This window comes from Cetobacterium somerae ATCC BAA-474, from assembly GCF_000479045.1.
GTDB lineage: Bacteria > Fusobacteriota > Fusobacteriia > Fusobacteriales > Fusobacteriaceae > Cetobacterium_A > Cetobacterium_A somerae.
Map to the genome: position 1 here is coordinate 16,568 of NZ_KI518185.1, position 24,452 is coordinate 41,019.

The 24,452-nt window shown below is 29.0% G+C and carries 23 protein-coding genes; 4 read left to right on the forward strand and 19 right to left on the reverse strand.

Annotated features, from left to right (window positions below; genetic code table 11):
- Window positions 1-18 precede the first annotated feature (18 nt).
- The 3 genes from HMPREF0202_RS10145 to HMPREF0202_RS10155 all read right to left on the reverse strand — a co-directional run bounded on the left by HMPREF0202_RS10145 (window position 19) and on the right by HMPREF0202_RS10155 (window position 2,816).
- Complete coding sequence (locus HMPREF0202_RS10145) at window positions 19-693, reverse strand: Bax inhibitor-1/YccA family protein (protein ID WP_023050702.1); 675 nt, start codon at window positions 691-693, stop codon at window positions 19-21.
- Between the two features lie 71 nt (window positions 694-764).
- Window positions 765-962, reverse strand: a complete 198-nt coding sequence (locus HMPREF0202_RS10150; protein WP_023050703.1) for a hypothetical protein — start codon at window positions 960-962, stop codon at window positions 765-767.
- Window positions 963-1,433: 471 nt separating this feature from the next.
- Window positions 1,434-2,816 carry an MATE family efflux transporter gene (locus HMPREF0202_RS10155; protein ID WP_023050704.1) on the reverse strand — a complete coding sequence of 461 codons (1,383 nt, stop codon included), beginning with the start codon at window positions 2,814-2,816 and terminating at the stop codon, window positions 1,434-1,436.
- 90 nt (window positions 2,817-2,906) lie between these two features.
- Here HMPREF0202_RS10155 and HMPREF0202_RS10160 point away from each other — a divergent pair, with 90 nt between their 5' ends.
- Complete coding sequence (locus HMPREF0202_RS10160; RefSeq protein ID WP_023050705.1) at window positions 2,907-4,856, forward strand: molybdopterin-dependent oxidoreductase; 1,950 nt, start codon at window positions 2,907-2,909, stop codon at window positions 4,854-4,856.
- 81 nt (window positions 4,857-4,937) lie between these two features.
- Window positions 4,938-5,645 carry a glycerophosphodiester phosphodiesterase gene (locus HMPREF0202_RS10165; protein WP_040407221.1) on the forward strand — a complete coding sequence of 236 codons (708 nt, stop codon included), beginning with the start codon at window positions 4,938-4,940 and terminating at the stop codon, window positions 5,643-5,645.
- A gap of 53 nt (window positions 5,646-5,698) precedes the next feature.
- On the opposite strand, the gene HMPREF0202_RS10170 is transcribed toward HMPREF0202_RS10165, so the two are convergent.
- From HMPREF0202_RS10170 to HMPREF0202_RS10195, 7 genes are all read right to left on the reverse strand, one after another.
- Complete coding sequence (locus HMPREF0202_RS10170; RefSeq protein WP_023050707.1) at window positions 5,699-7,336, reverse strand: BCCT family transporter; 1,638 nt, start codon at window positions 7,334-7,336, stop codon at window positions 5,699-5,701.
- A 26-nt stretch (window positions 7,337-7,362) separates the two neighbouring features.
- Window positions 7,363-7,524, reverse strand: coding sequence for a hypothetical protein (locus HMPREF0202_RS15120; RefSeq protein ID WP_023050708.1), 162 nt, complete (start codon window positions 7,522-7,524; stop codon window positions 7,363-7,365).
- Window positions 7,525-7,691: 167 nt separating this feature from the next.
- A complete protein-coding gene (ilvC, locus tag HMPREF0202_RS10175; RefSeq protein ID WP_023050709.1) occupies window positions 7,692-8,639 on the reverse strand; it encodes a ketol-acid reductoisomerase in 948 nt (315 codons plus the stop codon).
- 29 nt (window positions 8,640-8,668) lie between these two features.
- Window positions 8,669-9,151, reverse strand: a complete 483-nt coding sequence (gene ilvN, locus HMPREF0202_RS10180; protein WP_023050710.1) for an acetolactate synthase small subunit — start codon at window positions 9,149-9,151, stop codon at window positions 8,669-8,671.
- A 3-nt stretch (window positions 9,152-9,154) separates the two neighbouring features.
- Window positions 9,155-10,819 (reverse strand): biosynthetic-type acetolactate synthase large subunit, encoded by a 1,665-nt coding sequence (ilvB, locus tag HMPREF0202_RS10185; protein WP_023050711.1) that lies wholly within the window; start codon window positions 10,817-10,819, stop codon window positions 9,155-9,157.
- A gap of 9 nt (window positions 10,820-10,828) precedes the next feature.
- Window positions 10,829-12,484, reverse strand: coding sequence for a dihydroxy-acid dehydratase (gene ilvD / locus HMPREF0202_RS10190; RefSeq protein WP_023050712.1), 1,656 nt, complete (start codon window positions 12,482-12,484; stop codon window positions 10,829-10,831).
- A gap of 277 nt (window positions 12,485-12,761) precedes the next feature.
- On the reverse strand, window positions 12,762-13,250 hold the full coding sequence (locus tag HMPREF0202_RS10195) for a hypothetical protein (protein WP_023050713.1): 489 nt from the start codon (window positions 13,248-13,250) through the stop codon (window positions 12,762-12,764).
- Window positions 13,251-13,429: 179 nt separating this feature from the next.
- On the opposite strand from HMPREF0202_RS10195, the gene HMPREF0202_RS10200 reads away from it, so the two are divergent.
- On the forward strand, window positions 13,430-13,882 hold the full coding sequence (locus tag HMPREF0202_RS10200; RefSeq protein ID WP_023050714.1) for a MarR family winged helix-turn-helix transcriptional regulator: 453 nt from the start codon (window positions 13,430-13,432) through the stop codon (window positions 13,880-13,882).
- A 1-nt stretch (window position 13,883) separates the two neighbouring features.
- Window positions 13,884-14,324, forward strand: coding sequence for a GNAT family N-acetyltransferase (locus tag HMPREF0202_RS10205; RefSeq protein WP_023050715.1), 441 nt, complete (start codon window positions 13,884-13,886; stop codon window positions 14,322-14,324).
- A 41-nt stretch (window positions 14,325-14,365) separates the two neighbouring features.
- Here the strand turns inward: HMPREF0202_RS10205 and HMPREF0202_RS10210 are convergent, their stop codons facing one another.
- The 9 genes from HMPREF0202_RS10210 to HMPREF0202_RS10250 form a co-directional block, all read right to left on the reverse strand.
- A complete protein-coding gene (locus HMPREF0202_RS10210) occupies window positions 14,366-17,794 on the reverse strand; it encodes an autotransporter outer membrane beta-barrel domain-containing protein (RefSeq protein WP_023050716.1) in 3,429 nt (1,142 codons plus the stop codon).
- Between the two features lie 101 nt (window positions 17,795-17,895).
- Window positions 17,896-18,216, reverse strand: coding sequence for a hypothetical protein (locus HMPREF0202_RS10215; RefSeq protein ID WP_023050717.1), 321 nt, complete (start codon window positions 18,214-18,216; stop codon window positions 17,896-17,898).
- 17 nt (window positions 18,217-18,233) lie between these two features.
- On the reverse strand, window positions 18,234-19,115 hold the full coding sequence (lsrF, locus tag HMPREF0202_RS10220; RefSeq protein WP_023050718.1) for a 3-hydroxy-5-phosphonooxypentane-2,4-dione thiolase: 882 nt from the start codon (window positions 19,113-19,115) through the stop codon (window positions 18,234-18,236).
- 18 nt (window positions 19,116-19,133) lie between these two features.
- The gene (locus HMPREF0202_RS10225) at window positions 19,134-20,132 is read right to left on the reverse strand and encodes a dihydroxyacetone kinase subunit DhaK (protein ID WP_023050719.1); all 999 of its coding nucleotides are present in this window, start codon (window positions 20,130-20,132) and stop codon (window positions 19,134-19,136) included.
- A 37-nt stretch (window positions 20,133-20,169) separates the two neighbouring features.
- Window positions 20,170-20,799: a dihydroxyacetone kinase subunit L gene (locus HMPREF0202_RS10230; protein ID WP_040407224.1), complete on the reverse strand. Its 630-nt coding sequence runs from the start codon at window positions 20,797-20,799 to the stop codon at window positions 20,170-20,172.
- 143 nt (window positions 20,800-20,942) lie between these two features.
- Window positions 20,943-21,875, reverse strand: a complete 933-nt coding sequence (locus HMPREF0202_RS10235; RefSeq protein WP_023050721.1) for a sugar-binding transcriptional regulator — start codon at window positions 21,873-21,875, stop codon at window positions 20,943-20,945.
- A 3-nt stretch (window positions 21,876-21,878) separates the two neighbouring features.
- On the reverse strand, window positions 21,879-23,264 hold the full coding sequence (locus HMPREF0202_RS10240) for a hypothetical protein (protein WP_040407226.1): 1,386 nt from the start codon (window positions 23,262-23,264) through the stop codon (window positions 21,879-21,881).
- A 139-nt stretch (window positions 23,265-23,403) separates the two neighbouring features.
- On the reverse strand, window positions 23,404-23,706 hold the full coding sequence (locus HMPREF0202_RS10245; RefSeq protein ID WP_023050723.1) for a hypothetical protein: 303 nt from the start codon (window positions 23,704-23,706) through the stop codon (window positions 23,404-23,406).
- A 115-nt stretch (window positions 23,707-23,821) separates the two neighbouring features.
- Window positions 23,822-24,445: a DUF1847 domain-containing protein gene (locus HMPREF0202_RS10250; RefSeq protein WP_023050724.1), complete on the reverse strand. Its 624-nt coding sequence runs from the start codon at window positions 24,443-24,445 to the stop codon at window positions 23,822-23,824.
- Window positions 24,446-24,452 lie beyond the last annotated feature (7 nt).

Here is a 24,452-nt window from a genome sequence, read left to right on the forward strand (position 1 = left end):
ATTTAGTCCATTTTTTTATTAGTTATTTCTTTTACCAAATAATCTTAAAAGATTTAGGAATAAGTTTACAAAGTCTAAGTAAAGCATTAAAGCTCCAATAGTTGAAAACTTATTATAATCTTCCTCTGTTAAATCATTAGATTGGAATATTTTTACAATTCTATTTATATCATAAGCAATTAGAGCTGTAAATAGTACTACTGCACATACAGATATAAACCATCCAAGAATTGATATTTTTAAGAATAGATTTAGGAGAGAGACAATTACTAAAGCAATTAATCCTCCTTTAAAGAAACCATCATATGATGAAAGATCCTCTTTTGTTTTTAATCCATAAATTGTCATTCCAACAAATATAAGAGATGTAACTCCTAAAACATAAAGAATAGAATATGGATTGTAGATTAACATAACTACAGAAAGAACTAAACCGTTCATAGCTGAATACGCTATAAATAAAAGTTTTGCAGTTCCACTACTTATCTTATTTATACCAAAGTTTATACCAAGAACTAATAACAACTCTGCTACTATTATAAAAGTCATATAGTTAGCTACAAAAGATATTAACGGTTGACTTTGGACAACATACCAAGAAACACCTCCTGTAATTAAAAGCCCTAAGAACATTTGCATAAAAACTTTTCTTAGAAAACTATTTTTTGTAGAAATCTCAATTGAATTATACATAATTAACCTCCTCAATTATTTTAAAATTAAATATAAAAAGCTGGCTAAGCCAGCTGTTAAAATCTATATTTTTAATCTTCATCATTTATAAACTCATATAGCTTTTTCTTATCATTCACCACTTTAGTTTTTATTTTTTCCTTTACCTCTTTTTTCATTTTTGGAATTTTCTTTTTGTCCTCCTTAGTTCCACATTTTGTGAATTCTCTTGGAATGTAGTTCATTTCATCATCTTCAAATTGATCAAAGTTCATTCTTCCGTTAGCCATTTCAATCTCCTTTAAGTTTATAAAGAGGAATTAACCTCATACTAATATTTATTATATTTTCTAGTTTTTGTCAACAAGTTTATTTTAAATTTTTCACACCCCTCAAATGTTCCAAGGAAACATTATAAATCCTATGGCTAAAATTAAAATTAAAATAACTCCCATAATTATTTTTTTTACAACACTATTTTCGCTTTTCATATATCCCCTCTTTTGTAATGAATTTACTCTATTATACTTATATTTAAATATTTTTCCTTTTTTAAATAGCTATATTATTTTTTATATATCCATGTCATATAATTATTATATTTGTGTAAATTATTAATCTGATATATACTACAACCAGTACATTGTTTCCTTATAATGTATAATAAAGTGTGTGTGTGTGTGGAAAATAGGTTCTTGAAAAAAGGACCTATTTTTCTTTTTACAGAAAAATAGGTCCCTTCAAATTTTTATTAATATTTTTTATTCATAAACTCTAATTTTAAATAGTGAGAATTGTGAACCACCATTATATTTATTAAGATTTTTTCCTACCATTAGAACTGTTACTATTGCTGCAATTATATCACATATTGGCTGAGCTAACCAGATACCTGTTAATCCATAAGCTTTTGAGAAAATCATAATTAGTGGTATCAATAAGATTACTTGTCTTAGTAAACTTAAAAACATTGCTGCTTTTCCCTCACCTATTGCTAAGAAGTAATTACTTCCTGCCATTCCTAAAGCAATTGCGGGCATAGCCATTAAATAGATTCTCATTCCATGAATAGATATTGCCATTATATCTGGATTTTTATTAAATAATCCAACTATTGTTGCAGGGAAAACCTCAACTAAGAATAATGCGATAGAAAATATTACTACTCCAGTCCATGTCGCTATTTTATAAGCCTCTTCCATTCTTCCATATTGCTTAGCTCCAAAATTATATCCAATTATAGGTTGGGCTCCTTGAGATATTCCAAACACTGGCATGAAACAAAGTAGCGCTACTGCATTCACTGTGGCCATTGCTCCAATTGCTAAATCTCCACCATGAGTTTTCAAAGCATTATTATTTACAACCTGTACCATACTTGTTGCTAATTGCATTGTGAATGGTGATATTCCTATAGCAAATATAAGTTTAACAATATCAAGGTTTAGCATTAGATTCTCTTTTTTTATTTTTAAATCAGATTTTTTACTCATATAATATACGTAAGAAAGTAGTGCTGTCATAACTTGAGAAAGTACAGTTGCATACGCAGCTCCTTTTATACCTAAACCTAAAGTAAATATAAATATTGGATCTAGAACTATATTAACAAAACAGCTAAATACCATTATTGCTGAACATATCTTTGGATTACCATCAGCTCTAATCGTACTGTTCAATGCATATCCCATAATATTAAAAACTGTACCGTATAAAATAATAGTTATATACTCTCTTGCATATTTTAAAGTACTTTCACTTGCTCCAAAAGCTTTTAAAATAGGATCTCTATATATTGTTCCTAGAACTGTAATTATTACTCCTAAAATTATTGAAAGTGTAATAATGTTTCCCATTATTTTTTCAGCACTATCTCTTTTTTGTTCTCCCAGTTTTATAGAAATGTTTGCAGTAGCTCCTATTCCTATTAACATTGAAAAAGCTAATACAATTGTTACTATTGGCATTGTTATTCCAACTCCAGTAATAGCCAAAGCTCCAATCTCATCCATATTTCCTATAAAAATTCTATCAACCACATTATATAGGGCACTTACAAGCATACTAATTATTGCAGGAATAGAATATTTTATAAGTAATTTTTTAATGTCTCCATTATGTAGAGTTAATTCCTGTTGTTTCACGTGTTCCTCCTTAATTTTTTCTCATCCTTTCATCATAACATTTTTTTTAAAAATATGATATAATTTATTTATTTTTTAGGAGGATTTTTAATGGAAATATTTAAAAATAGTTGTTCTCTTGATTGTTTTGATGTATGTAAAATTGATGTATATAAAGAAAATGGAAAAGTGGTTAAGCTTCAGGGAAATAAGGAGCATAATTTAACAGATGGTTTTTTATGTTCTAAGGGTCTTAAACATTTAAACCGTCTTTATGATGAAAATAGAATTTTAAAACCACTTTTAAAAGTAGGAGAGGGATTTAAAGAGATCTCTTTTGAAGAAGCTTTAGATATTTTAAAAAATAGATTGAGTGAAATAAAAAATAGTAACTCTACAAACTCTATTATCCACTATAGTGAATCTGGAGCTGGAGGACTTTTAAAAGGAATACATGATATATTTTTTAATTTTTTAGGAGGAATTTCAACAGCTAGCGGAGGAACTTGTTGGTCTGCAGGATGTGCTGCTCATGATTACGATTTTGGAGGAAGAAAGACAAGTGATTTAGATGATATGAAAAATGCTAAAGTTATAATTCTTTGGTCTAGAAATCCAGCGATAACATCAGTTCATCTGTATAAAAAATTAATTGAAATGAAAAAATTAGGAGTTAAAATTATAACAATTGATTTTAGAACAAATGAAACTTCCGTAATAAGTGATTTACATATTAATGTTAAAAGTGGAAGTGATGGAGCTTTAGCTCTAGCACTTTGTAAAATGGCTTTTGAACACAACCTAGTTGATTATAATTTTTCTAAAAATAATATAGTTGGTTTTGAAACCTTTAAAGAGTATCTTGATACTATAACTTTAGATGAACTTCTGTTAGATTGTGGCATCACTAAAGATACAATAACAAAACTTTTAGATTATATATCTCTTGGAAACATTATGACTTTTATTGGATATGGATTACAAAGATATGTTAATGGTGGAAATAGTGTAAGAGCTATTGACGCTTTAATGAGCATAACAGGAAATGTTGGAAAAAGTGGAACTGGTGTTTTCTATTCTAGTAAGATTTATCCTCAAGTGTTAGATAGAGATCCTTATAAAAGTTCAAACTTTGCTAAAAACTCTCGCGAGTTTCCAATTACAAAATTTAGTGAGTTTGTTGCAGAAAATGAAATTAAAGCTATTTTTATAAGTAAAGCTAATCCTTTAAATCAACTTCCAAATTTAAATAAAACTTTAGAGGCTTACAAGTCTATACCTTTAAAAGTGTGTTTTGATATGTTTTTAACTGATACTGCAAAAAACAGTGATCTTATAATTCCTGTTACAAACACACTTGAAAGTGAAGATATTATATACTCATCTATGCTTATGCCATCTTTAATGTATAATGAAAAGGTTGTTGAACCCTTAGATTATAGAATGGAGGAGTTTGAGTTTTTTAAGGAGTTAGCAAAAATTTTAGATTTAAAAAATTATCCACAAGTTTCTAAAACAGAGTATTTAAATAAAGTTTTAGCACCTTTAAACATAAATGTTGAGGATTTAAAAAAACAAGATTTAAATATAGAAAAAGGATATATTGCTTGGGAAGATAAAAAGTTTAAAACACCATCAGAAAAAATTGAAATTTATAGTGAAACAGCTTTAGCAGATGGATTTGAACCAATGCCTATTTTTATGAAAGCAACAAAAGGAAGTGATGAGTATCCAATTAGACTTGTGACACCTCATTGTAAAGATTCTTTATTTAACCAACATATTGGAGATATTGATGGTATATCAAGTATATATCTATCAACAAAAAATATTGAAAACTTTCAGGAGGGGGAGATAGTTATTGTTTCATCTCAAAATGGAAGTATTTTATCCCAAGTAAAAATTGATTCAAATTTAAAAAAAGATGAAGCTTATATTTTTATGCAATGGAGTAAAAAACAGGGCAATCCAAATTTTTTAACAAATAGTCTTTCCTCTGATATTGGTGGTCAAGTTGCATATTACGATACTTTTATAAATATAAGAAAAAGTATTGTTTAAAACTTGTAAACTAATTTGACAAGTTAATATAAAAAAAATATAATGACCTTGAATTTATACAAACTTATTCTAGGAGGAAATATGGAAATATTAGCACATAGAGGTGCATCTGGAACTGCGCCTGAAAATACAATTGCAGCATTTAAAAAAGCTTTAATTGATGGATGTGATGGTTTCGAGTTTGACGTTCAACAAACAAAAGATGGGAAAATTGTTGTATTTCATGATTGGACTTTAGAAAGAACTAGTAACGGTCAAGGACATTTAAGAGATTATACATTGGAAGAGCTAAAAAAATTAGATGTAGGAAGTTGGTTTAGTGATAAATTTAAAGGAGAACAAATTCCAACTTTAGAGGAAACTTTAGATATTATTCCAGATGATAAACTTATTAATATTGAATTAAAAGAGGAGCACTCTGTTGAAAGAGGTACTGAAAATAAAGTTCTAGAAATAATTAAAAGATATCCGAATAAAAATATTATCGTTTCATCTTTTAGCCATAATCTTTTAAAAAATTTAAAAGAGTTAGATAGCTCTATTAAGGTGGGTATTCTTTTAGAAAGTGCTCTTGTTAATTTAGATAAATATATTGAAAATTTAGGTTTTAACATAGATGGATATCATCCTAGCAAAAGTTTTCTTAATCAAAAAGATGTTAATTACCTAAACTCTAAAAATATAGATATTAATGTTTGGACTGTTAATTCTTCTAAAGATGCTAAAATATTAAAAGATATGGGTGTTACAAGAATAATCACTAATTTTCCAAAAGAGATTAAAAAGTAATTATATAAAAAAGAGGTCTTAATAAACTTAGACCTCTTTTTTTAGGATATATTTTATTTTTTTATACTCTTAATTGCATCTGAAAGATCATTAATCTCTTCTAAAGACATCTTTCGAAGTTCATTTCTTAAAGCAATTTGTTTTTTTATATACATGTCTCTTTTTAAAGAGTAAAACATTGTAAATATCATTATTGGAAATAAAATCAATAATGGAAAAGCTATTATAATTGAAGCGGTTTTAAGCATATTTAATCCTCCAGCAAATATTAGAGCTATGGCCAGAAGAGATTGTGTAATACCCCATATTAACTTTTTATAACTTGGAGGATTTAAATCTCCATCTGAACTCATCATTCCTAAAACATATGTAGCAGAATCAGCTGAAGTTATAAAAAATGATCCTAATAACAGTATTGCTATTCCACTCATTAAGGCTCCAAATCTATATTGACCAAAAACTAAGAATAATGCTGTTTCTGTATTTTCCACTGCCACTGTTGCAAACTCTTTTCCAAGAGTTATACCTAAAGTTCCAAAGGCTGAAAACCAAATAAAAGAAACAATAGATGGTATTATAACTACTCCAATTACAAACTCTCTTATAGTTCTTCCCTTTGATATTCTAGCAATAAAAGTTCCAACAAAAGGTGTCCATGCAACCCAGTTAGACCAATAAAATATTGTCCATGCTGACATCCATTTATTATCACCGAAACTATTTGTTTTTAAACTAATTTTTAAAAAGTTATTTAAATAGTTTCCTAAATTTTCAGAAAAAACATTAAATATCGATATAGTAGGTCCTAATATAATAACCATTAATAGTAATACAACAGATATTAATACATTTATATTTGAAAGTATTTTTATGCCTTTATCTAAAGATCCCAAAGCTGAAGCTATAAATATAACTGTTACAATAGTTATTATAACTATTTGGCTTAATATGCTATTTGGTATATTAAAAAGATAGTTTAATCCACTATTTATTTGTAAGGCTCCTAACCCTAAAGTTGTTGCAACACCAGTTATTGTAGCTAAAATTGCGATTATATCTATTATAGTTTTCACTTTTTTTTCATAGGATTTCCCTTTTAAAATAGGTGAAAAGAGAGAACTTATAAGTCCTTTTTCTCCCTTTCTAAATTGAAAATATGCCATTGCCAATGCTAAAAAACTATAAATTGCCCAAGGATGAATACCCCAATGAAAAAATGATGTTTTAAAAGCAAAATCTATTGCCTCTTTAGTTCCGCCATCTATCCCTCCTATTGGATAAGCATAATGAGTCATTGGTTCAGCTACTCCAAAGAACACTAATCCTACTCCCATTCCTGCAGAAAAAAGCATAGAAAACCAAGAAAGGTTAGAGTACTCAGGTTTAGAATTATCTTTTCCAAGTTTTATATTTCCATAACTACTACAACATAGAAATAAACAAACTAATGCTATTACAAGTACAATGATTAAATATAAAAATCCAAAGTTTGTAATTATAGAATCAAGAAGATTTGTCGTAGCTTTTTCAAAAGTAATTTTGTCCAAACCAATTATTGATAAAATGACAAAAATAATTAAAAATGTTGTATAAAATATGGTGTTTTCTTTAGGTATAGCTTTTTCTAAAATTTTTGTTTTTTTATCAATTTCACCAGAGTTTTTGCCGTTGTCATAACTATAGCTTCCCATATTATTCCTCCTTTAAACCATTAGTTTTATCCATAAAAAAGACAAAATATAGTTGATAATAAAAATATAAGGTAGATAATATAATTTTCTAAAGAATTAGTTAATTTGTTTCTATTAAAATAAATTTTTCTTCGACTGTTATTACTTTTGTTTATATAGTTTAAATTTACAGTATTTAAAAATTTCATAACTATCTACCTCCTTTTTATACTAACTATGTTGTAAATATATTCAAAAATTTATTTTATAATCCTTTTTATCTTTATTTGAATTTATTTTTCTTAATTTATGATTATAGGTTTTTTATGTTATGGCAAATAAAAATCACAGAACTGTGTCTGTGATCTGTCTTTTTTTATTTTTTAAACATCATCTCTCTTAATTCATTTCCAACAACTTCAATTTTTTCATCTTTACATCTATTTCTCATAGTTTTTAAAATTGGATATCCCGCTTGCCCTTCTAAAATAAAATCTTTAGCGAATCTTCCATTTCTAATATCCTCTAAAACTTCTTTCATATTCTCTCTACTCTCTTTTGTAACAATCTTTTTTCCAGTTGTATAGTCTCCATATTCAGCAGTATTTGAAATCGATTCTCTCATTGCTGCAAACCCTTTTGAATAGATTAAATCTACTATTAATTTCATCTCATGAACACATTCAAAATATGCTAATTTTTCATCATAGCCTGCATCTAATAGTGTTTCATAACCTGCTTTCATTAATTCTACTAATCCCCCACATAAAACAGCTTGTTCTCCAAATAAATCTGTTTCTGTTTCATCTTTAAAGGTAGTTTCTAAAACCCCTAAATTCAAACAAACTCCCTTAGCCCAATCTTTAGCCAATTGAAGTGTTTCTTTAGACGGATCTTGATAAACAGAGATTAAGGCAGGTACTCCCTCTTTTTCTAAAAATTTTTCTCTCACTTTATGACCTGGAGACTTTGGTGCAACCATAAACACATTTAAATCCTCTCTTGGAGTAATTTGTGAATAATGAATATTAAAACCATGAGCAAATCCTAAAAACGCTCCATTTTTCAGCTCACTCTTTAAGTAATTTTTATATAATTCTGGTTGGTTTTCATCAGGTACTAAAAGCATAGCTACATCTGCAACTCTTGCTCCATCCTTCAAATTTAAAACTTCAAAGCCATCCTCTTTAGCTCTATCCCAACTTTGACTATCCTCTCTTAATGCTACACTTACATTATAACCGCAATCTTTTAAATTTAAAGCATGTGCATGCCCTTGTGACCCATACCCAAATACAACAACCTTTTTTCCTGATAAACTCATAACAACTCCTCCTCATATCTATTTTTATTTTAAACCTCTAATCCTCTACTCATTGCTGATACACCTGTTCTTGCTATCTCTAAAACATTAAAATTTTTAATAAGCTTTAAAAAACCATCTATTTTTCCAATATCTCCTGTTATCTCAACAATTAAACTTTCAAGTGCTACATCTACAACTGACCCTCTATATATATCTAATATTTGAAGTAACTCCTGTCTATTTTTAGAATTAACTTTTATTTTTATTAAAACTAACTCTCTAAAAACACTCTCTCTTGAAAAAGCTTTAATAAACTCAACATCAAATAATTTTTCAGCTTGTACAATAACTTGATTTAATGTGTATTCATCCCAAAATCCAGTTATTGTCATTCTTACAGTATCCTCTGGATATCCCTCTCCAGCCGTTATATTTTCTATATTAATACCTCTTTTTTGAAATAAACCAGATATTTTATTTAAAACTCCAGGTTTATTTTTCATAACCAATAAAATTCTTTTGGCATCCATAGATTATTCACCTCCAATTGTATGTTCATAAGATTTTCCAGCTGGTATTATTGGATAGACATTGTGTTTATAAGACATTTGAATATCAACTAAATAAGGTTTATCATTTTCTAATATCTCCTTTAATCTTTTAAGATTATCTACATTATCTATTTTTTCACCCTCTATAAAATGAGCATTTCCTAATTTTACAAAGTCTGGATTAACATCTAAAATTACACTAGAGTACCTTTTTTCATTAAATAACTCTTGCCACTGCTTTACCATTCCCAAAGCTCCATTATTAAAAATAAGTATTTTTACAGGTAGATTATATTGAGCTAATAAAATCAACTCCTGTTGATTCATTTGAAACCCTCCATCACCTAATATAGCTAATACTTTTTTATCTCTGTTAGCTATTTGAGCTCCAATTGCTGCAGGTAATCCATACCCCATTGTTCCTGCTCCACCAGATGTGCAAAATTGAAATGGTTTTTTTATATCTAAATGCTGTGCTGTAAACATCTGATGTTGACCAACATCAGTTACTACAATGTAATTTTCATCTAAAATTTCATTTAACATTTTCAATGTAGTGATTTGGTTTAGTTCTCTTTCTTTAAACACATCAACTTTTTCCAAACTCTCTCTCCAACTCTCATAATAAACTTTTAAATCCAATTTTAAAAGTCTATTAAAAATATCTTTAGCATTCCCTATAATTGGAAGATCTACAACTATATTTTTGTTTATTTCCGCTTTATCTAACTCTATATGTATCTTTTTAGAGTTTGGTGAAAATCTTTTTTTATCCCCTACTATCCTATCATCAAATCTCATTCCAACACATATCAATAGATCACATTCATCAACAGCTCTATTAGCTTCTATTAATCCATGCATACCTATCATTCCTAAGTACCCTTTATCATCTTTATTAAATATTCCTAAACCCATAAGTGTTGAAACAACAGGAATCTTAGTTCTATTTATAAACTCTCTTACCTCTTCTACACACCGAGCATTTAAAACTCCTCCTCCTATTACTAATACTGGATTTTTTGAACTATTAAAATAATTTTCAAACTCCTCAATCTCTTTATCTGTATAAGTTGGTTTAAATTTTCTCATCTCTTGAATATCCTTTTTTAAAAGTATCTCAAATAAAGAGTAATCAACTACTTGTTCTTGAATATTTTTAGGAATATCTACTAAAACTGGTCCTGGTCTTCCATGTTTTGATAGTGTATAAGCCTCTTTCAATATCTCTGGAAGATCACATATATCTCTCACTAAGTAGTTATTTTTAGTAATCGGAGATGTTATTCCAATAATATCACTCTCTTGAAAAGAATCCTTTCCTAAAAATGACGTACTCACTTGTCCTGTTATAACAAGTAAGGGTATAGAGTCCATATGAGCAGTCATTATTCCTGTAACTAAATTTGTCGCTCCAGGACCAGATGTTGCTAAACAAACTCCAGGAACCTTTTTAGTTCTTGCATAACCATCTGCACTATGAACCGCCCCTTGTTCATGTCTTGTCATATAGTGATTTATCCCTTTAAAATCATATAGTGCATCATAAATAGGAATTACAGCTCCACCTGGATATCCAAAAATATCTTTAACTCCTAAATACTTTAATGTTTCTAAAACTATTTTAGCTCCTGTTATTTTTTTCATACTCTCCTCCTATTTCATAACTGCTCCCTCTGATGCATCTGAAACTAACTTCATATATTTTTGTAGCATTCTATTTTTTACATTTTTTTCTAAAATAGACATATTTTTTTTCCTTTCCTCTATCTCTTCATTAGAAACTAATAGCTCTAGTTTTTTATTGGGTATATCTATTTCAATATAATCTCCATCCTTTACGTAAGCTATAAGTCCACCATCTAAAGCTTCTGGTGATATATGGCCTATAGCTGCTCCTCTAGAACCACCTGAAAATCTTCCATCTGTTATTAAAGCACAATACATATCTAGTCCCATTCCAGAAAGAGCTCCTGTTGGAGATAACATCTCTCTCATTCCTGGTCCTCCTTTAGGTCCTTCATACTTAATAACAATTACATCTCCCTTTTCAATATTCCCACCTAAGATAGCCTCTGTAGCACTTTCTTCACAATTAAATACTTTAGCAGTTCCCTTATGAACTAACATACTTGGATGTACTGCACCTGATTTTACAACAGCACCTTTTGGTGCTAAATTTCCTTTTAATATAGATATACCTCCACTAGTAAAATATGGATTGGAAAAATCTCTAATGACATCTTTATCTAAAACTCTTCCATTTTCTGCAACTTCTAAAATATTTCTTAATGAAACTGTATTATTTGATTTTAAAAGGTTATATTTTTTTAAAACATTTAATACAGCACTTACTCCACCAGCCTCATTAAAATCCTCTATAAAAATTGAACTAGCAGGAGATAGTTTTACAATCTGTTTTGTCTTTTTAGATATTTCATCAAAGACATTTAAATCTAAACTTATTCCTCCTTCATAAGCTATTGCTGGAATATGTAACGTAGTATTTGTTGAGCCACCTAAAGCCATATCTACCACAACAGAGTTATATAGACTATCTCTATTTAAAATATCTCTTGCTTTTATATCTCTTTTTAATAACTCCATTATTTGCATTCCTGTTTCTTTTGCTAGTCTCTTTCTCTTTGAATAAACACTAGGTATTGTTCCATTTCCAGGAAGTGCTATTCCTAAAGCTTCAGTTAAACAGTTCATTGTATTTGCAGTATACATTCCAGAACATGACCCACATGTTTTGCAAACTTCATGCTCAGCTTCATTTAACTCTTCTAGTGTCATCTCTTTATTCTGAACTTTTCCAACATACTCAAAAAGATCTGATATCCCTATTTTTTTACCTTGAAATTTCCCAGCTAGCATTGGACCTCCACTTACAAAAATAGATGGAAGATTTAATCTCATAGCTGCCATTAGCATCCCTGGAACAACCTTATCACAACTAGGCATAAAAACTAATGCATCAAAAGGCATGGCATAAACTGTTGCTTCAATAGAGTCAGCTATAATCTCCCTTGTTGGAAGAGAGTTATTCATTCCCTCATGTCCCATGGCTATCCCATCACAAATAGCTATAGTATTAAATTCCATAGGAACTCCTCCAGACATATAGATTCCAGCCTTCACCTCTTCTACAAGCTCTTTTAAATGAATATGTCCTGGAACTAACTCATTATATGAGTTGACAACTCCTATTTTAGGAAGAGCTATCTCCTTATCAGTTAACCCCATTGAATAAAACAGTGACCTATGTGGTGCTCTTGTTAACCCCTTTGTTACAACATCGCTTCTCATTACTAACCTCCTCCAAGTAAAAAATATATAAAAAAAGAGCTTAAATCCGTAGACTTAAGCTCTTAAAACTTCTAACTATTGCTCAAGCCTTTATTTTTTAAACAAAATAAGGCTTGAATATTTTCAGAGAAACAACTCGTCAAATCCAAACCCAAAAGCATATTATTATAATTATAGTAAATAGGTTTTTGAATTTGTTCATGAGTGCTTCCTCCTTTTTCTAATTTTTATAGATTTTATATTAATTTTTTTTAAATGTCAACATTTTTTTATTTTTTTAAAATCCAAAGGGGTTATATCTAACACTTGATCCTACAGATTTACTTTTTGTCATTGTTCTTTCAACTGAGTTTGAGTGAGTCGTTGTATTTGAATTTCTTGTTGTAGTTGTCATAGTTCCATTAGAACCATATGGTTGTGTATATGTCTCAGTTTTACTAGTTCCAACAGTATTTGATGTTGACGTTCCTGTTTTATGAGTTTCTGTAACTGTTTTATTTTTTCCATATATTTCATTACTAAATCCACTGCCCGTATGTCCAAAACTACTACTGCTTGAACTTCCAAAATTATTATTAAAATTACGTTCGAAATCATGGTTAAAAGAGTTGTTGTTTGATCCGTTATATAATGCCGTAGCTAATATTGTATTAGCCACTAAATTCATATCTAATCCATTTCCTCTTGTTTGTTGTCCCTCATATGATGTTGCAGCACATCCTGTTAAAATAAAAAATATTAGTAAAATTCCATTTATCTTTTTCATACTCTATCTCCTTTTTTAATAATTAAATTAATTTTTTACATTATATACTACTATAAAAATATTGATATTTATTTTTTTATACACGAATCCTTCAAAAAAGTACATGATTTTTTATTTTTGTTGAATTTTCCACAATTTTATTATATACTTATCTAAATATATTTTTAAAGGTGAGTTATATGAAAGAAATCCTAAGAGAAATAGGAATGATTAGTCGATGTTGTGCAACTATTAGTGATATTGAATTTAAAGAGATTAATCTTTCAAAAGGTCAATATCTATATCTTGTAAGAATTTATGAAAATCCCGGAATAATTCAGGATAAAGTTGCATCACTCTTAAAGGTTGATAGATCTACTGCAGCTAAATCTATTAAAAAATTAGTTGAACATGGATTAGTAAAAAAAGAAAAAGATGAGCATAACAAAAAAGAGTTAAAACTTTATTGTACTGAAAAAGGAGCAGAACTTTATCCTTTTCTCCAAAGAGAAGAGGAATATTCTACTGAGGTTATAACTGAAAATATTACTCAAGATGAAATTGAAACTACACTTAAAACTCTTTATAAAATGAGAATTAATATTGAAAAAGAGTGGGAAAATATGAAAAAAGGCATTATTAGGAGGTATTAATATGATAATATGTAAAAAATTTAATGAATTAACACTAGAGGAACTTTATGAAATTTTAAAGTTAAGATCTGAAGTTTTTGTTGTAGAACAAAATTGTATCTATAATGATATTGATGGAAAAGATTTAACATCAAGTCATATAATGATAAAAGAAAATGGAAAAATAAAGGCTTACTTAAGAGCCTTACAACCTGGAGTTTCATATGAAGATGCTTCTCTAGGAAGAGTTTTAGTTTCTCCAGATGCCAGAGGTAAAGGATATGCTAAAACCATTGTCACAAAAGGTGTTGAGTATATTTTAAATAATTTCAATACTACAAAAATTACTATTGGTGCTCAAGAGTATTTAAAAAACTTCTATAGTGAAATTGGATTTAAACCAATTTCTGAGGTTTATGATGAAGATGGTATCCCTCATTTAGATATGACTTTTGAAAAATAAAATTACAACTTGAAAAAGGAGCTTTGTAAAGCTCCTTTTTTTTAGAATCTATAACTTAAACCAGCACCAATTTTCCACGAATTTTCATCTTCAAATATATATCTATAATCTATATATAAATCAAGACTACTAATATCTATTTTTTCTATATCAACTTTTAATCCAACTTCTTTAGAAAATTGATTTTCTCTATCTACTTTTATTTTTACCTTCTCATTCTCTACATTTTTCAAACTTACTTTTAAATCATCATTTGAACTATTTATCTCTTGTCCTAATCCACCCATCAATTTAAGAGTTAACATGTAACTTTTTGGATTAAAAACTTTTCCTATCCCAACTTGAGCTTTTACTTTTCCAAAGAATCTATTTAATTCATCAACCTTTAATTCATACTCTCCACCTGACTCATTTATTTTATTTTGGAATATACCCATTGCATGGGCACCAAGTTCTGGCTCTAAGAAAAAATTAGAAACATTATATCTTTTGGATATTTTTCCTGAAGTTCCAACATAAAAGTTTTTAGTATTTCCTTTATACTTCTCATTTATCTCTTCATACATAGGAGCAAAATCTTGATAATTTAAATAACTTAAGTTAAACTTTCTTTTTATATCACCTTTAGAAAAACCTAAATATAAAGTGCTTATAGCTTTTACATCTTCGTAGTCATAATTTAAAAATGCTGTTCCTTGAAGAAAATTATCCTCTCTCTCTCCAACATTAGATTTATAATCACTATCTAACCTAGTATAACTAAAGACTAATCCATAATCTGATTTTTTATCTAAATAGAACTGCTTACCTAAATAAAATCCATTTAAACTATCATCATGTCCTTCTACACGATCAAACCCTTTTTGTCTGAATCTTTCAAAAGTATATCCAACTATATAACTACTTTTTCTATCATTTCTAAGCTTTTGATTTAAATTTTCTAATATATCTTCAGTGGTATAAATTATACTATCTCTTGTTTGAAATATAATAGCCGGATATAAATCTCTACCAAAAAATTTATCTAAATAGTAATTATACTGATTTATATTTTTAGAACTTCTTAATATATCAAAAAACTTATCTTTAGATGAGTTATCGCTATCATAGTATATTTTTTCTAAAAATTCACCAACTTCTATTTCTGTAATCTCTCTAAAATCTTTTCTTCTCATATATACTGAATCTTCACTTGAAGTGACATCATATAGATATGAGTAAGATTCAAAATTTTGAGCATCAAAAGAAAGTGGGACAAGTGCAAAAGAACTATCTTCTGCACTATATTTAGCCTGAGCATAACTCAAACCCAATGTTGCCATTTGTAGTGCTGTATTTGTAGTTCCTCCTTTTTCCATAACTAATTTCCCATTAGGACCATTTGTTATTCCTTTAGAAGCTATAATATCTCCATAATTAAATAGAGTTCCTCCAGATATTAAACTACCTGAGTTTCCCAAATTTACAATTCCTTTATTTGTTGCTGTTCCTCCTGAAACATTAAATGCAAAGTTATCTACTGCTCCATCTAATATGTTTATTGTACCGCTGCCTCCATTTACTAACGATAAATTTCCTGAAGATGCCATGGCATTAATATTAGAACCACCTATTGTTATCGTTCCATTATTTAAAGCACTGCCACTTCCATTTACATACATTCCACCATTAGTACCTGAATACACTCCAAAAACAGGCGTGTATGTTATTGTCCCTTCATTTATTATTGCTGCTCCATTTTTACCATACATTCCATACTTTGTTTTTTTTATCGCTATCTCTCCTGAACTTGTATTTGTTGCTGTTCCACTTCCTGAAATAGAGATTGCTGCTGTTCCATTTGTTAAATTTATTATCCCATTATTCTCTATACTTCCAGCACCATTAGAAACAATACCATAATAAGCTCCTTGCCCTTGATATCCATCTTTAATTGTTCCAAAGTTTCTAAATAGACTATTGGCTGTTGTATTATATAAAACAACTCCTGATCCTAAAACAGAGATATTTATGTCTCCATTATTTGTCCCTGTGGCGTCTCCTGATAGTAAAACTCCATGTTGATATGCTCCTGCATTTATAATTCCGTTATTTACTACATTTCCTGAATTATTCATAACAATCCCATAATTATCTACTCCACCATCTATCGTTATCGTTGCTCCTTGATAGTTGACAATAGATCCACCATTCTCACCATAAATAACTACTGATTGTTCAAATTCATCTGCTAATTTTAGTGACACTGTTCCATAGTTTGTTATATTTCCTGTTCCTGATAAATACATTGTATATTTTACATTTTCAGAGTTCAAAGTATTATAATTCAACGCTGTTCCACTACCTAAAACTGCCATTTTTGCAATCTCTGTATTATCTGTTGTGATAGTGCTATTATATCCACTGCCTCCATTCACTATAATACCGCCATTTTGAGATAACATCCCGTAACTTGTATTTATTAAATTTATTGACGAAAAGTTATAACTACTTCCTTGTCCGTTTACAAGTATTCCTGCCACACCATTAGATATATCTATTTTTCCATAGTTTTGAGTACTTGAGTTACCGTTTATTAATATTCCTACTTGGGCATCTCCTTTAATAACTCCATTCTCTTCATTTAATAAAAATGAATCCTCACTGGCATTATTTGCTACCATACCTATTCCTTGAGAATTTATAGAGATTACCCCTGAGTTAAATATACTTCCATTTTTTTCTACGAGCATAGCCAGCTGCTTATTTCCTACATTGATTGTTCCAATGTTCTCTCCAACTCCCTGCTCAGTTACATAAATTCCAACTCCTGTTTGAGAGTTTGAAACAGATATAGTTCCCAAGTTCCTTCCTTCTCCCTCTCCTACAATTCCCATTCCCACATCATTTCCAATTCCTTCTACAACTATAGTTCCCTCTTCTCCATTTATTATTTTAGCTCCATTTAAAGACAACATACCTACATAACTTATATCGCTGCTGTCTCCATTTACTAAAATATTTTTAACATTCTCAGCTGTAAATCCAGATTGAATAGCTCCCATACCAGTCAATATTCCACTACTTGAAGAAACTATTACATCTTCTGAATCAACATATGTATGAGTATTCCAAATCCAATTATTTTCAAAGAAAATTTCTGTATATTTATCTTCTGGTATTTCTGGTTTATCTGGATTTGTAGGTTTTACAGGCGGTATATTTTCATCAGGTGGCACTGGTATTTCAGGTTTAATAGGTTTATCTGAATCTGGATTTATAAGAGGAGGGATTGTTGGATTTTCATCTGACGAACTCATCATAAGAGATAGTCCCTCATCTTCAACTCCTACATCTTTAAAGTTTTTTTCATTTGATTTAAAATAATTAAAATTTGTAAAAAATATAACTCCTGTATCATCATTACTAGATAATGATGTTTTATTTAAAATAATTAGTAATGAAAAAAGAAATAGCAATTTTTCTTTCATAAAACACCTCACTTTTTTATGTTGGTCTTTATAAACTTAGTTTTCTTAAACTAACTTACTTAAAAAACTTGCTATTTCTTCTATTAATTTTTTTATTCTTTTTATTTTATCTCCATCAACTCTAACACAACTCCATCTCTTAAAACAAAAGCTATTTTGCAGTTTTCATTTACCACAGTTGGTTCTAATAAAACCTTATCACATGTTGGTAAAACTTTTTCAATACTTTCTACCTCAACTGCAATATGTGTTTGAGTCTGAATCTCTTTAGCCATCCAAGAGTCTTTTTCAAATCTTAGATATTCAAACTTAAACTCATCCTTTTCTGGGTCTGAAATCCATACTTTCATATCTTCACAATACTCTTCATTTGGCATTTTTTTATCAGTAGGTGCTCCTATATGAACAAATTTTTTAAACATCTTATACCTCCTACTTCTTAAATTTTATCTTTTAATTCTAAATAAAGATTATAAGCTTCAGCATCACTATAGTTTTCATGAACAATTTTTCCTACACATCTTGCCATAGCCTTAGGATTTTCTGCTTGAAATATATTCCGTCCCATATCTACACCAGCAGCACCTTTACTTATAGCGTTATAAACTAATGTTAGAGCCTCTTTTTCAGGAAGCTTTTTTCCACCTGCTACAACAAGAGGTACTGGACATGCTGCGACCACTTTTTCAAAATCTTCACAATAGTAAGTTTTTATAATTTGACACCCAAACTCAGCTAACATTCTAGTGGCTAATAGAAAAAACTTTGTTGTTCTCTCCATATCTTTTCCCACTGCAACTACTCCTAATGTTGGAATTCCATATCTATTTCCTGCGTCTATTGTTTTCACTAAATTCTCAATAGAATCCTTTTGTCCAGGTGCTCCAATAAAGGTTTGAATAGCCATGCAACTTGCATTCATTCTAATGGCATCATCTATATCTACACCTATAACTTCAAAAGACATATCATCATCTAAAACACTAGATCCAGCAGAACATCTAAGTGCAACACCTTTATTATAAATTGGTGGAACACATGTTCTTATAGCGCCCCTAGTTCCCATTATACAATCAACCTCTTCTAAGAGATCTGGTAAAACCAAATCCAATCTTTCCAGTCCAGAAGTAGACCCCATTATATATCCGTGATCAAAAGCTAACATAACTGTTTTCCCTGTTTTCGGATTAAATATTTTTGATAGACGATCTTTCATTCCCCAATCGATATTGTCCATACCTTTTATATAAAAAGATTGATTGTGAAATGGTTTATCTATTCCATAATCTTTTGCTACTTTATTTCCATCTAAATCAGCCATCCTCGTTCACTCCCCTAATTATTTAGAAAAATATGGTGTTTTTGCAGAAACATTCCAGTAATCTAATAACTCCTCATCCATTCTAGCTATAAACATCTGGAACCCTGCTTGTTCTTGAACTGTTAAAATTTCTCCTACCATATTGGCAACAACTTCAATTCCTAACTTTTCTAAATATTTAACACATCCACGGAAAAGTATAAGTTGCTCCATTAAAGTAGTTCCTCCAGATCCGTTTATGATAACCATAAGTTTTTCCCCTGTTTTTATATTCAAGTCTTTAAGAAGTGCTCCCATCATAATTTCAACAGTTTCATCTGCTGATTTCATAGGTTGACGCCCTCCTCCTCCCTCTCCATGTTGTCCCATTCCAATCTCCATATCTATATCCCCAAGGTCAGCAAATGGTGCCCCTGTTTGTGGATGTGTTGCTTCTCTAGCTGCAACTGCAATTGTCGCCATATTATCTGCAAATCTTTGAGCTATTTCTGCAACCTCTTCTAAAGTTTTTCCTGCTTTAGCTGCAGCTGCAGCAATTTTATATGTTGGAACACAACCAACTAGTCCTCTTCTATCATCACTGTTTTCTCTTGGAGCATTAGATACATCCTCTTGAGTTACAACTTTTATAACATTTAATCCCTGTTTTCTGGCCTCTTTCATTGTTAAGTTTGCTGTTAACATGTCACCTGCATGGTTTAAAACAACAAATAAAACACCATGTCCTTTTTCAGCCATTTTAATCGCTTCTATACAGGCATGAGGACCTGGAGCTGCAAATATATCTCCAACTACTGAAATATCAATCATTCCATCTCCAACAAACCCAGATAAAGCCGGTTCATGTCCTGCTCCCCCTAAAGTTACAACAGTAACTCTATTGGCATCTTTTAAAGATTTTGATACAACTAGATTATTTGGTTTTAACTCTAGTATATCTTTATTTGCTAAAGCTAGTCCTTCTAATAACTCTGATGTTAACTTTGATGGATCATTAATAAACTTTTTCATTTTCATTAAAACTCCTCCTATTTTATATAATTAAAGTTAATATCTATTTGCAACCTTCATATAAACCTAAAAATATATATGTACAACTTGTTGCTCCTGCATCAGGTGTTCCTATTGTTTGCTCTTTGTAACTTTTGGCTCTTCCAAACTTACTCACAAAATCTTTACTTTTCTCAGCTCCTTCAAGAGCAGCGTCTTTAGCTTTTGTTACTATATCAAGTATATCATCACTTGCATTTAATGCTGCTTCTGTAGCCGGTATAAGTGTATCCATCATAGTTTTGTCTCCAACTTTAGCTGTTGTTAAATATTGTAACTCTGTTAATCCTGAGTCTAGTATTTTTTTTAATGTTTTTCCATCAGCTTCAACAATATCCTCATCTAAATCTTCACCTAATCCACTTAAATATGTTCCATAAAGTGGTCCAGCAGATCCTCCATTTATATTTGTAACAGTATCTCCAATCTCTTGAAAAAACATTTTTAAAGATTGATCTTTATCTTTCCACTCTTTGGCTTTATCACCTAAAACAACTCCAATTCTTTCAATTGTAATACCGTGGTCTCCATCTCCAAATTTAGAATCAATCTGTGATAAAATATCTTTATTCTCTATCATAAGTTCTGAAATATTTTGAAAAATAGCTATCCATCTCTCTTTTGTTATAATCATATCTTCACCTCTTAAAAATAGATTTTTTTCTTTTAATATGTATATAACCTTTGTTCTGACAAATGTCAAATTTTTTTATTTCAATAATTTTAATAAAAAAAGAAGCTTACCCAAGCTTCTTAAATTTTATTATATATTTATTTTTAAATTAGATTAGCTACATCACTATCAATAATTATATGAGTAAAAAAACCTGTTTTTAAAGCTCCTATAACTGCTGATGGGTGAACTCTTTTATTTATTATACCAATTACTTTTTTATTACTTTTTAAACTTTCTAATGTAATTTGAATGGAAAAATCATTTTCTCCTTTTAAAATATTTCCATTAATATCAAAGTAATAACTTAAAAATATTCCAACAGCCTTCTCCTCTTGTAAAACTTTTCCAAATCTTGCTTCTGTGGCTAAATCTGGTGCTGATGGAAAATTTCTTATCTGTACTATTGAGCAATCTATTTTATTCCAATAATATGAAACCTCTCTTAAATTTTCCGTTTTTAAAAACATCTCTTTTTCAATATTCGATGAACATAAAAATGGTAAATATAAATATTTTGAAATTAAATTAGTTTTTTCTGAAAGCATTCTTATAAGTTCATTTGTATGATAATTTCTATGAGAAACTGGTGCATTTCCTATTAGTGGCACAACAGTTCCAGAAAAAATATGTCGATCTTTACTATCTATCCTTTCTAAAATTCCACCTATTGTATTTCCCCATCCAATACCTAATATTTGACTATTTTTATACTGATTAAAAATATATTCTAAAGAGTAATCCATAAATATCTGATCATTTAAATTTTTATTGCTACTTGATGGAACTATATACACATCTTTTAAATTATACTTTTTACATAACTCCTCTGATCTACTCTCTTGAACATTATCTTTTAAAATATCATTTATTTCTATTTTTACTAATCCTAACTCTCTAGCCTCTGTTAAAAATTTACTAATTAAAGGACGAGAAACTCCAACTATTTTTGCAATTTCACTTTGAGTCATATTTTCTAAATAATACAACTTTGCAATAGATATTAATCTCTGAATTTTTTCATTATCTGTGCTCATACACTACTCCTTATTTAATCCTCTTTTTAAAGCATGATTTTCTAAGATTTCATAAATTTTAATATTACTATATGAATCAATTAAAATTGAATCATAAGATATTTTACTATCACTTATAATAATATCATAGTTTTTTTTCAGAGTAGCCACATCTCTTTGATAAAATAGTATTGGTTCAACATCAAAATTAACAGTTGGAATATATCTTTTTAAATATACATTAAATGCACTTTTTTTATTAATTACTGCATCTTGAAATAGAAGTAATACATTTTTTATATCACTAAGATTTTCCTCTATTATAATAGTTTTCAGCACAAAAGCTATTATATATTTATCAGCAAGATACATTTTATATGAGTACTCCTCTAAAAATTTATCTAGTTTTTCTAAAATTTTTAATTGAGCTTTATCTCTCTTTAAATTTGAAATTTTTAAAATATTATTCTCAAATTTAAAAAATGAAAGATAAACTTTATTGAAAAGTAATCTGTATAAATCTTTATTTGACATTTGTAACTTAAAATATTTTTTTAAATCCTCTATAAATTTTGAACTTTTATTAATTAATGTTCCATCCATTTGCCCCTCTTCATAGGAGAATGAAAATAAAAATTCCACTAGTTGTTTTTTATATTCATCATTAAAACCTGCGCCGTGTTTGTACACTAAATTTTTTAATTTTATAAATTTCTCTATATTTGAGTCTTTATCTATTTTAAAATTAAATCCTCCAAATAGATCAACACAAATTTCTAAAGTATGAACAAAAGAAAGCATAACATAGTTTATAGATATATCTGAACTATTTAAAATAGGATACAGTTTTTCCATACGTTCTTTTGTGTCAAATTTTTTTATACTATCTAATAGTTTTTTTCTACTTGGAACTAGAATATCCTCCTCTATAAAAAATATCATTAATTTTTTACAAAAAGTTCCTTTATCAATTTGACTTAAATTTTTTAAAACTAAACCTTTTCCATGGACATATTCATAAGTTGTTCCATTTTTTGCAAAAGTCTCTTTCACAGTTTTAAAAGCTCTTAAAATTGTGCTTCTAGATATATCTAAATTTTCTTTCTCTTTTTCTAAATTCAGAAATCCTGTAGCTATAAATTTAATATATAGGTAATCTATTTTTTCTGTTAATGTTAATGTGTTGAAATTGTTAAATAGTGTTTTCATTTGTTGATTTGAAAGATTTAAAGAGTATAAGTTTTCACTCTTTTCTATTGTTGGTAAATTAATTGATTTTAAAAATTCGTTAAATTGTAATATAGATTTTATTATAGAACTCTTTTCTACTTCTAAATACAACTGCATATCATCTACAGACATTTCGCTCTGAGATAAAATTTTAAGAATATTGGCAGCTGTTGTATTCATTATACCACCCCCTACTATACATGTTATCATATATTGGGAAATCTGAAAAGAGTTGATATTTATTTTTTATTATTAATTGATTATAGGACTAAAGATATTTGTAAAAATAAAATGGAGCTAATTATTAGCTCCATTTCTCTTATAACTCTATCTCTCCTACATCTAACTTTTCTACAAATTTAAATGTAGAATCTATCTTTTTTAATATAAATATTTTTTCTTTAACTATTTGTCCACCAAAATCACTATATGCTTGATACTTTACTTTTTGAGCATATATATTCTCCTCTAGTTGTACAACTTTACCAGCCTCTAAGACCTTTGTAGCTGGGGAGTTAAAATAGTCTCCTAATGCGAAGGCTACTCCAGTTCTATATGATGTCTTTGGTGCTGAATAACTCAATGTAGAAAGTGCTAGTAAAAATAAAAACGCTTTTTTCATAGTGTGTACCTCCCTAGGATATTATTATTCATGATATCAATTATACCCTACTTAAGTATCATTTCAAAATATAATTTTTATATAATTATCATTTTGATTCACTTTAAAACGAATTTTATTTAAAAAGTTTTTTATGATAATATGTATCTGATATATATAATGGTGCTAAAGGATTGTGTCCTGTAACTCTATCTTTTACAGCTAAAACTGTTGCTGGAGCCTCTGAATACTTCATAAAAAGAGAGTCGTGACCTACACAAAGTCCTAACATAACATTTAACTGTGTTCCCATTTTATTAAGAAGCCTTGCTTGACCAATAGGATTACAAATTACCTCATTAGTTCCAGGTCTAACCTTTTCACAGTCAGATATACCTATAAACTCCTTTGGCACAGAACCATTTTTGCAAATTATTGAACATACCTCAAAATCTCTATTTTTAAGTATTTTTGTAAAAATCTCAGCTTCATTTCTAAGTCCAACACAAAATGCTAATCCTATTTTTGTAAAGTTATTTTTTTTAGCGAACTCCATTATCTCTTCTACCCTAGTTAATCTACAATAGCCTTCACTTTCAACTAAAGCTGAATTATGAGCTAATTTATAATTTTCCTCATCTAAATATAAGAGTTTATTCTCCTCTTGAAACTCTCTATCTCGACTTGGACAATTTTTAGGCATTTTTTCATAATTTTGTTCTCTACACCCATGAACTTTACAATTTGCACAACTATACATTTTTTCT

What these genes read in the sequence shown, in the direction of transcription:
- ilvN (WP_023050710.1), bottom strand. Translation starts at nt 9,151, where the DNA reads ATGGATGCCAAAAGAATTTTATTGGTTATGAAAAATAAACCTGGAGTT.
- HMPREF0202_RS10230 (WP_040407224.1), bottom strand. Translation starts at nt 20,799, where the DNA reads ATGATTATAACAAAAGAGAGATGGATAGCTATTTTTCAAAATATTTCA.
- HMPREF0202_RS10250 (WP_023050724.1), bottom strand. Translation starts at nt 24,445, where the DNA reads ATGTATAGTTGTGCAAATTGTAAAGTTCATGGGTGTAGAGAACAAAAT.
- ilvD (WP_023050712.1), bottom strand. Translation starts at nt 12,484, where the DNA reads ATGAGAAGCGATGTTGTAACAAAGGGGTTAACAAGAGCACCACATAGG.
- HMPREF0202_RS10165 (WP_040407221.1), top strand. Translation starts at nt 4,938, where the DNA reads ATGGAAATATTAGCACATAGAGGTGCATCTGGAACTGCGCCTGAAAAT.
- HMPREF0202_RS10205 (WP_023050715.1), top strand. Translation starts at nt 13,884, where the DNA reads ATGATAATATGTAAAAAATTTAATGAATTAACACTAGAGGAACTTTAT.
- HMPREF0202_RS10145 (WP_023050702.1), bottom strand. Translation starts at nt 693, where the DNA reads ATGTATAATTCAATTGAGATTTCTACAAAAAATAGTTTTCTAAGAAAA.
- HMPREF0202_RS10170 (WP_023050707.1), bottom strand. Translation starts at nt 7,336, where the DNA reads ATGGGAAGCTATAGTTATGACAACGGCAAAAACTCTGGTGAAATTGAT.
- HMPREF0202_RS10160 (WP_023050705.1), top strand. Translation starts at nt 2,907, where the DNA reads ATGGAAATATTTAAAAATAGTTGTTCTCTTGATTGTTTTGATGTATGT.
- ilvB (WP_023050711.1), bottom strand. Translation starts at nt 10,819, where the DNA reads ATGAAAAAAATAACAGGAGCTAAAATAGTTTTAGAAACATTAAAGTAT.
- HMPREF0202_RS10210 (WP_023050716.1), bottom strand. Translation starts at nt 17,794, where the DNA reads ATGAAAGAAAAATTGCTATTTCTTTTTTCATTACTAATTATTTTAAAT.
- HMPREF0202_RS10215 (WP_023050717.1), bottom strand. Translation starts at nt 18,216, where the DNA reads ATGTTTAAAAAATTTGTTCATATAGGAGCACCTACTGATAAAAAAATG.
- HMPREF0202_RS10195 (WP_023050713.1), bottom strand. Translation starts at nt 13,250, where the DNA reads ATGAAAAAGATAAATGGAATTTTACTAATATTTTTTATTTTAACAGGA.
- HMPREF0202_RS10150 (WP_023050703.1), bottom strand. Translation starts at nt 962, where the DNA reads ATGGCTAACGGAAGAATGAACTTTGATCAATTTGAAGATGATGAAATG.
- lsrF (WP_023050718.1), bottom strand. Translation starts at nt 19,115, where the DNA reads ATGGCTGATTTAGATGGAAATAAAGTAGCAAAAGATTATGGAATAGAT.
- HMPREF0202_RS10245 (WP_023050723.1), bottom strand. Translation starts at nt 23,706, where the DNA reads ATGAAAAAAGCGTTTTTATTTTTACTAGCACTTTCTACATTGAGTTAT.
- HMPREF0202_RS10240 (WP_040407226.1), bottom strand. Translation starts at nt 23,264, where the DNA reads ATGAATACAACAGCTGCCAATATTCTTAAAATTTTATCTCAGAGCGAA.
- HMPREF0202_RS10235 (WP_023050721.1), bottom strand. Translation starts at nt 21,875, where the DNA reads ATGAGCACAGATAATGAAAAAATTCAGAGATTAATATCTATTGCAAAG.
- HMPREF0202_RS10225 (WP_023050719.1), bottom strand. Translation starts at nt 20,132, where the DNA reads ATGAAAATGAAAAAGTTTATTAATGATCCATCAAAGTTAACATCAGAG.
- HMPREF0202_RS15120 (WP_023050708.1), bottom strand. Translation starts at nt 7,524, where the DNA reads ATGAAATTTTTAAATACTGTAAATTTAAACTATATAAACAAAAGTAAT.
- ilvC (WP_023050709.1), bottom strand. Translation starts at nt 8,639, where the DNA reads ATGAGTTTATCAGGAAAAAAGGTTGTTGTATTTGGGTATGGGTCACAA.
- HMPREF0202_RS10200 (WP_023050714.1), top strand. Translation starts at nt 13,430, where the DNA reads ATGAAAGAAATCCTAAGAGAAATAGGAATGATTAGTCGATGTTGTGCA.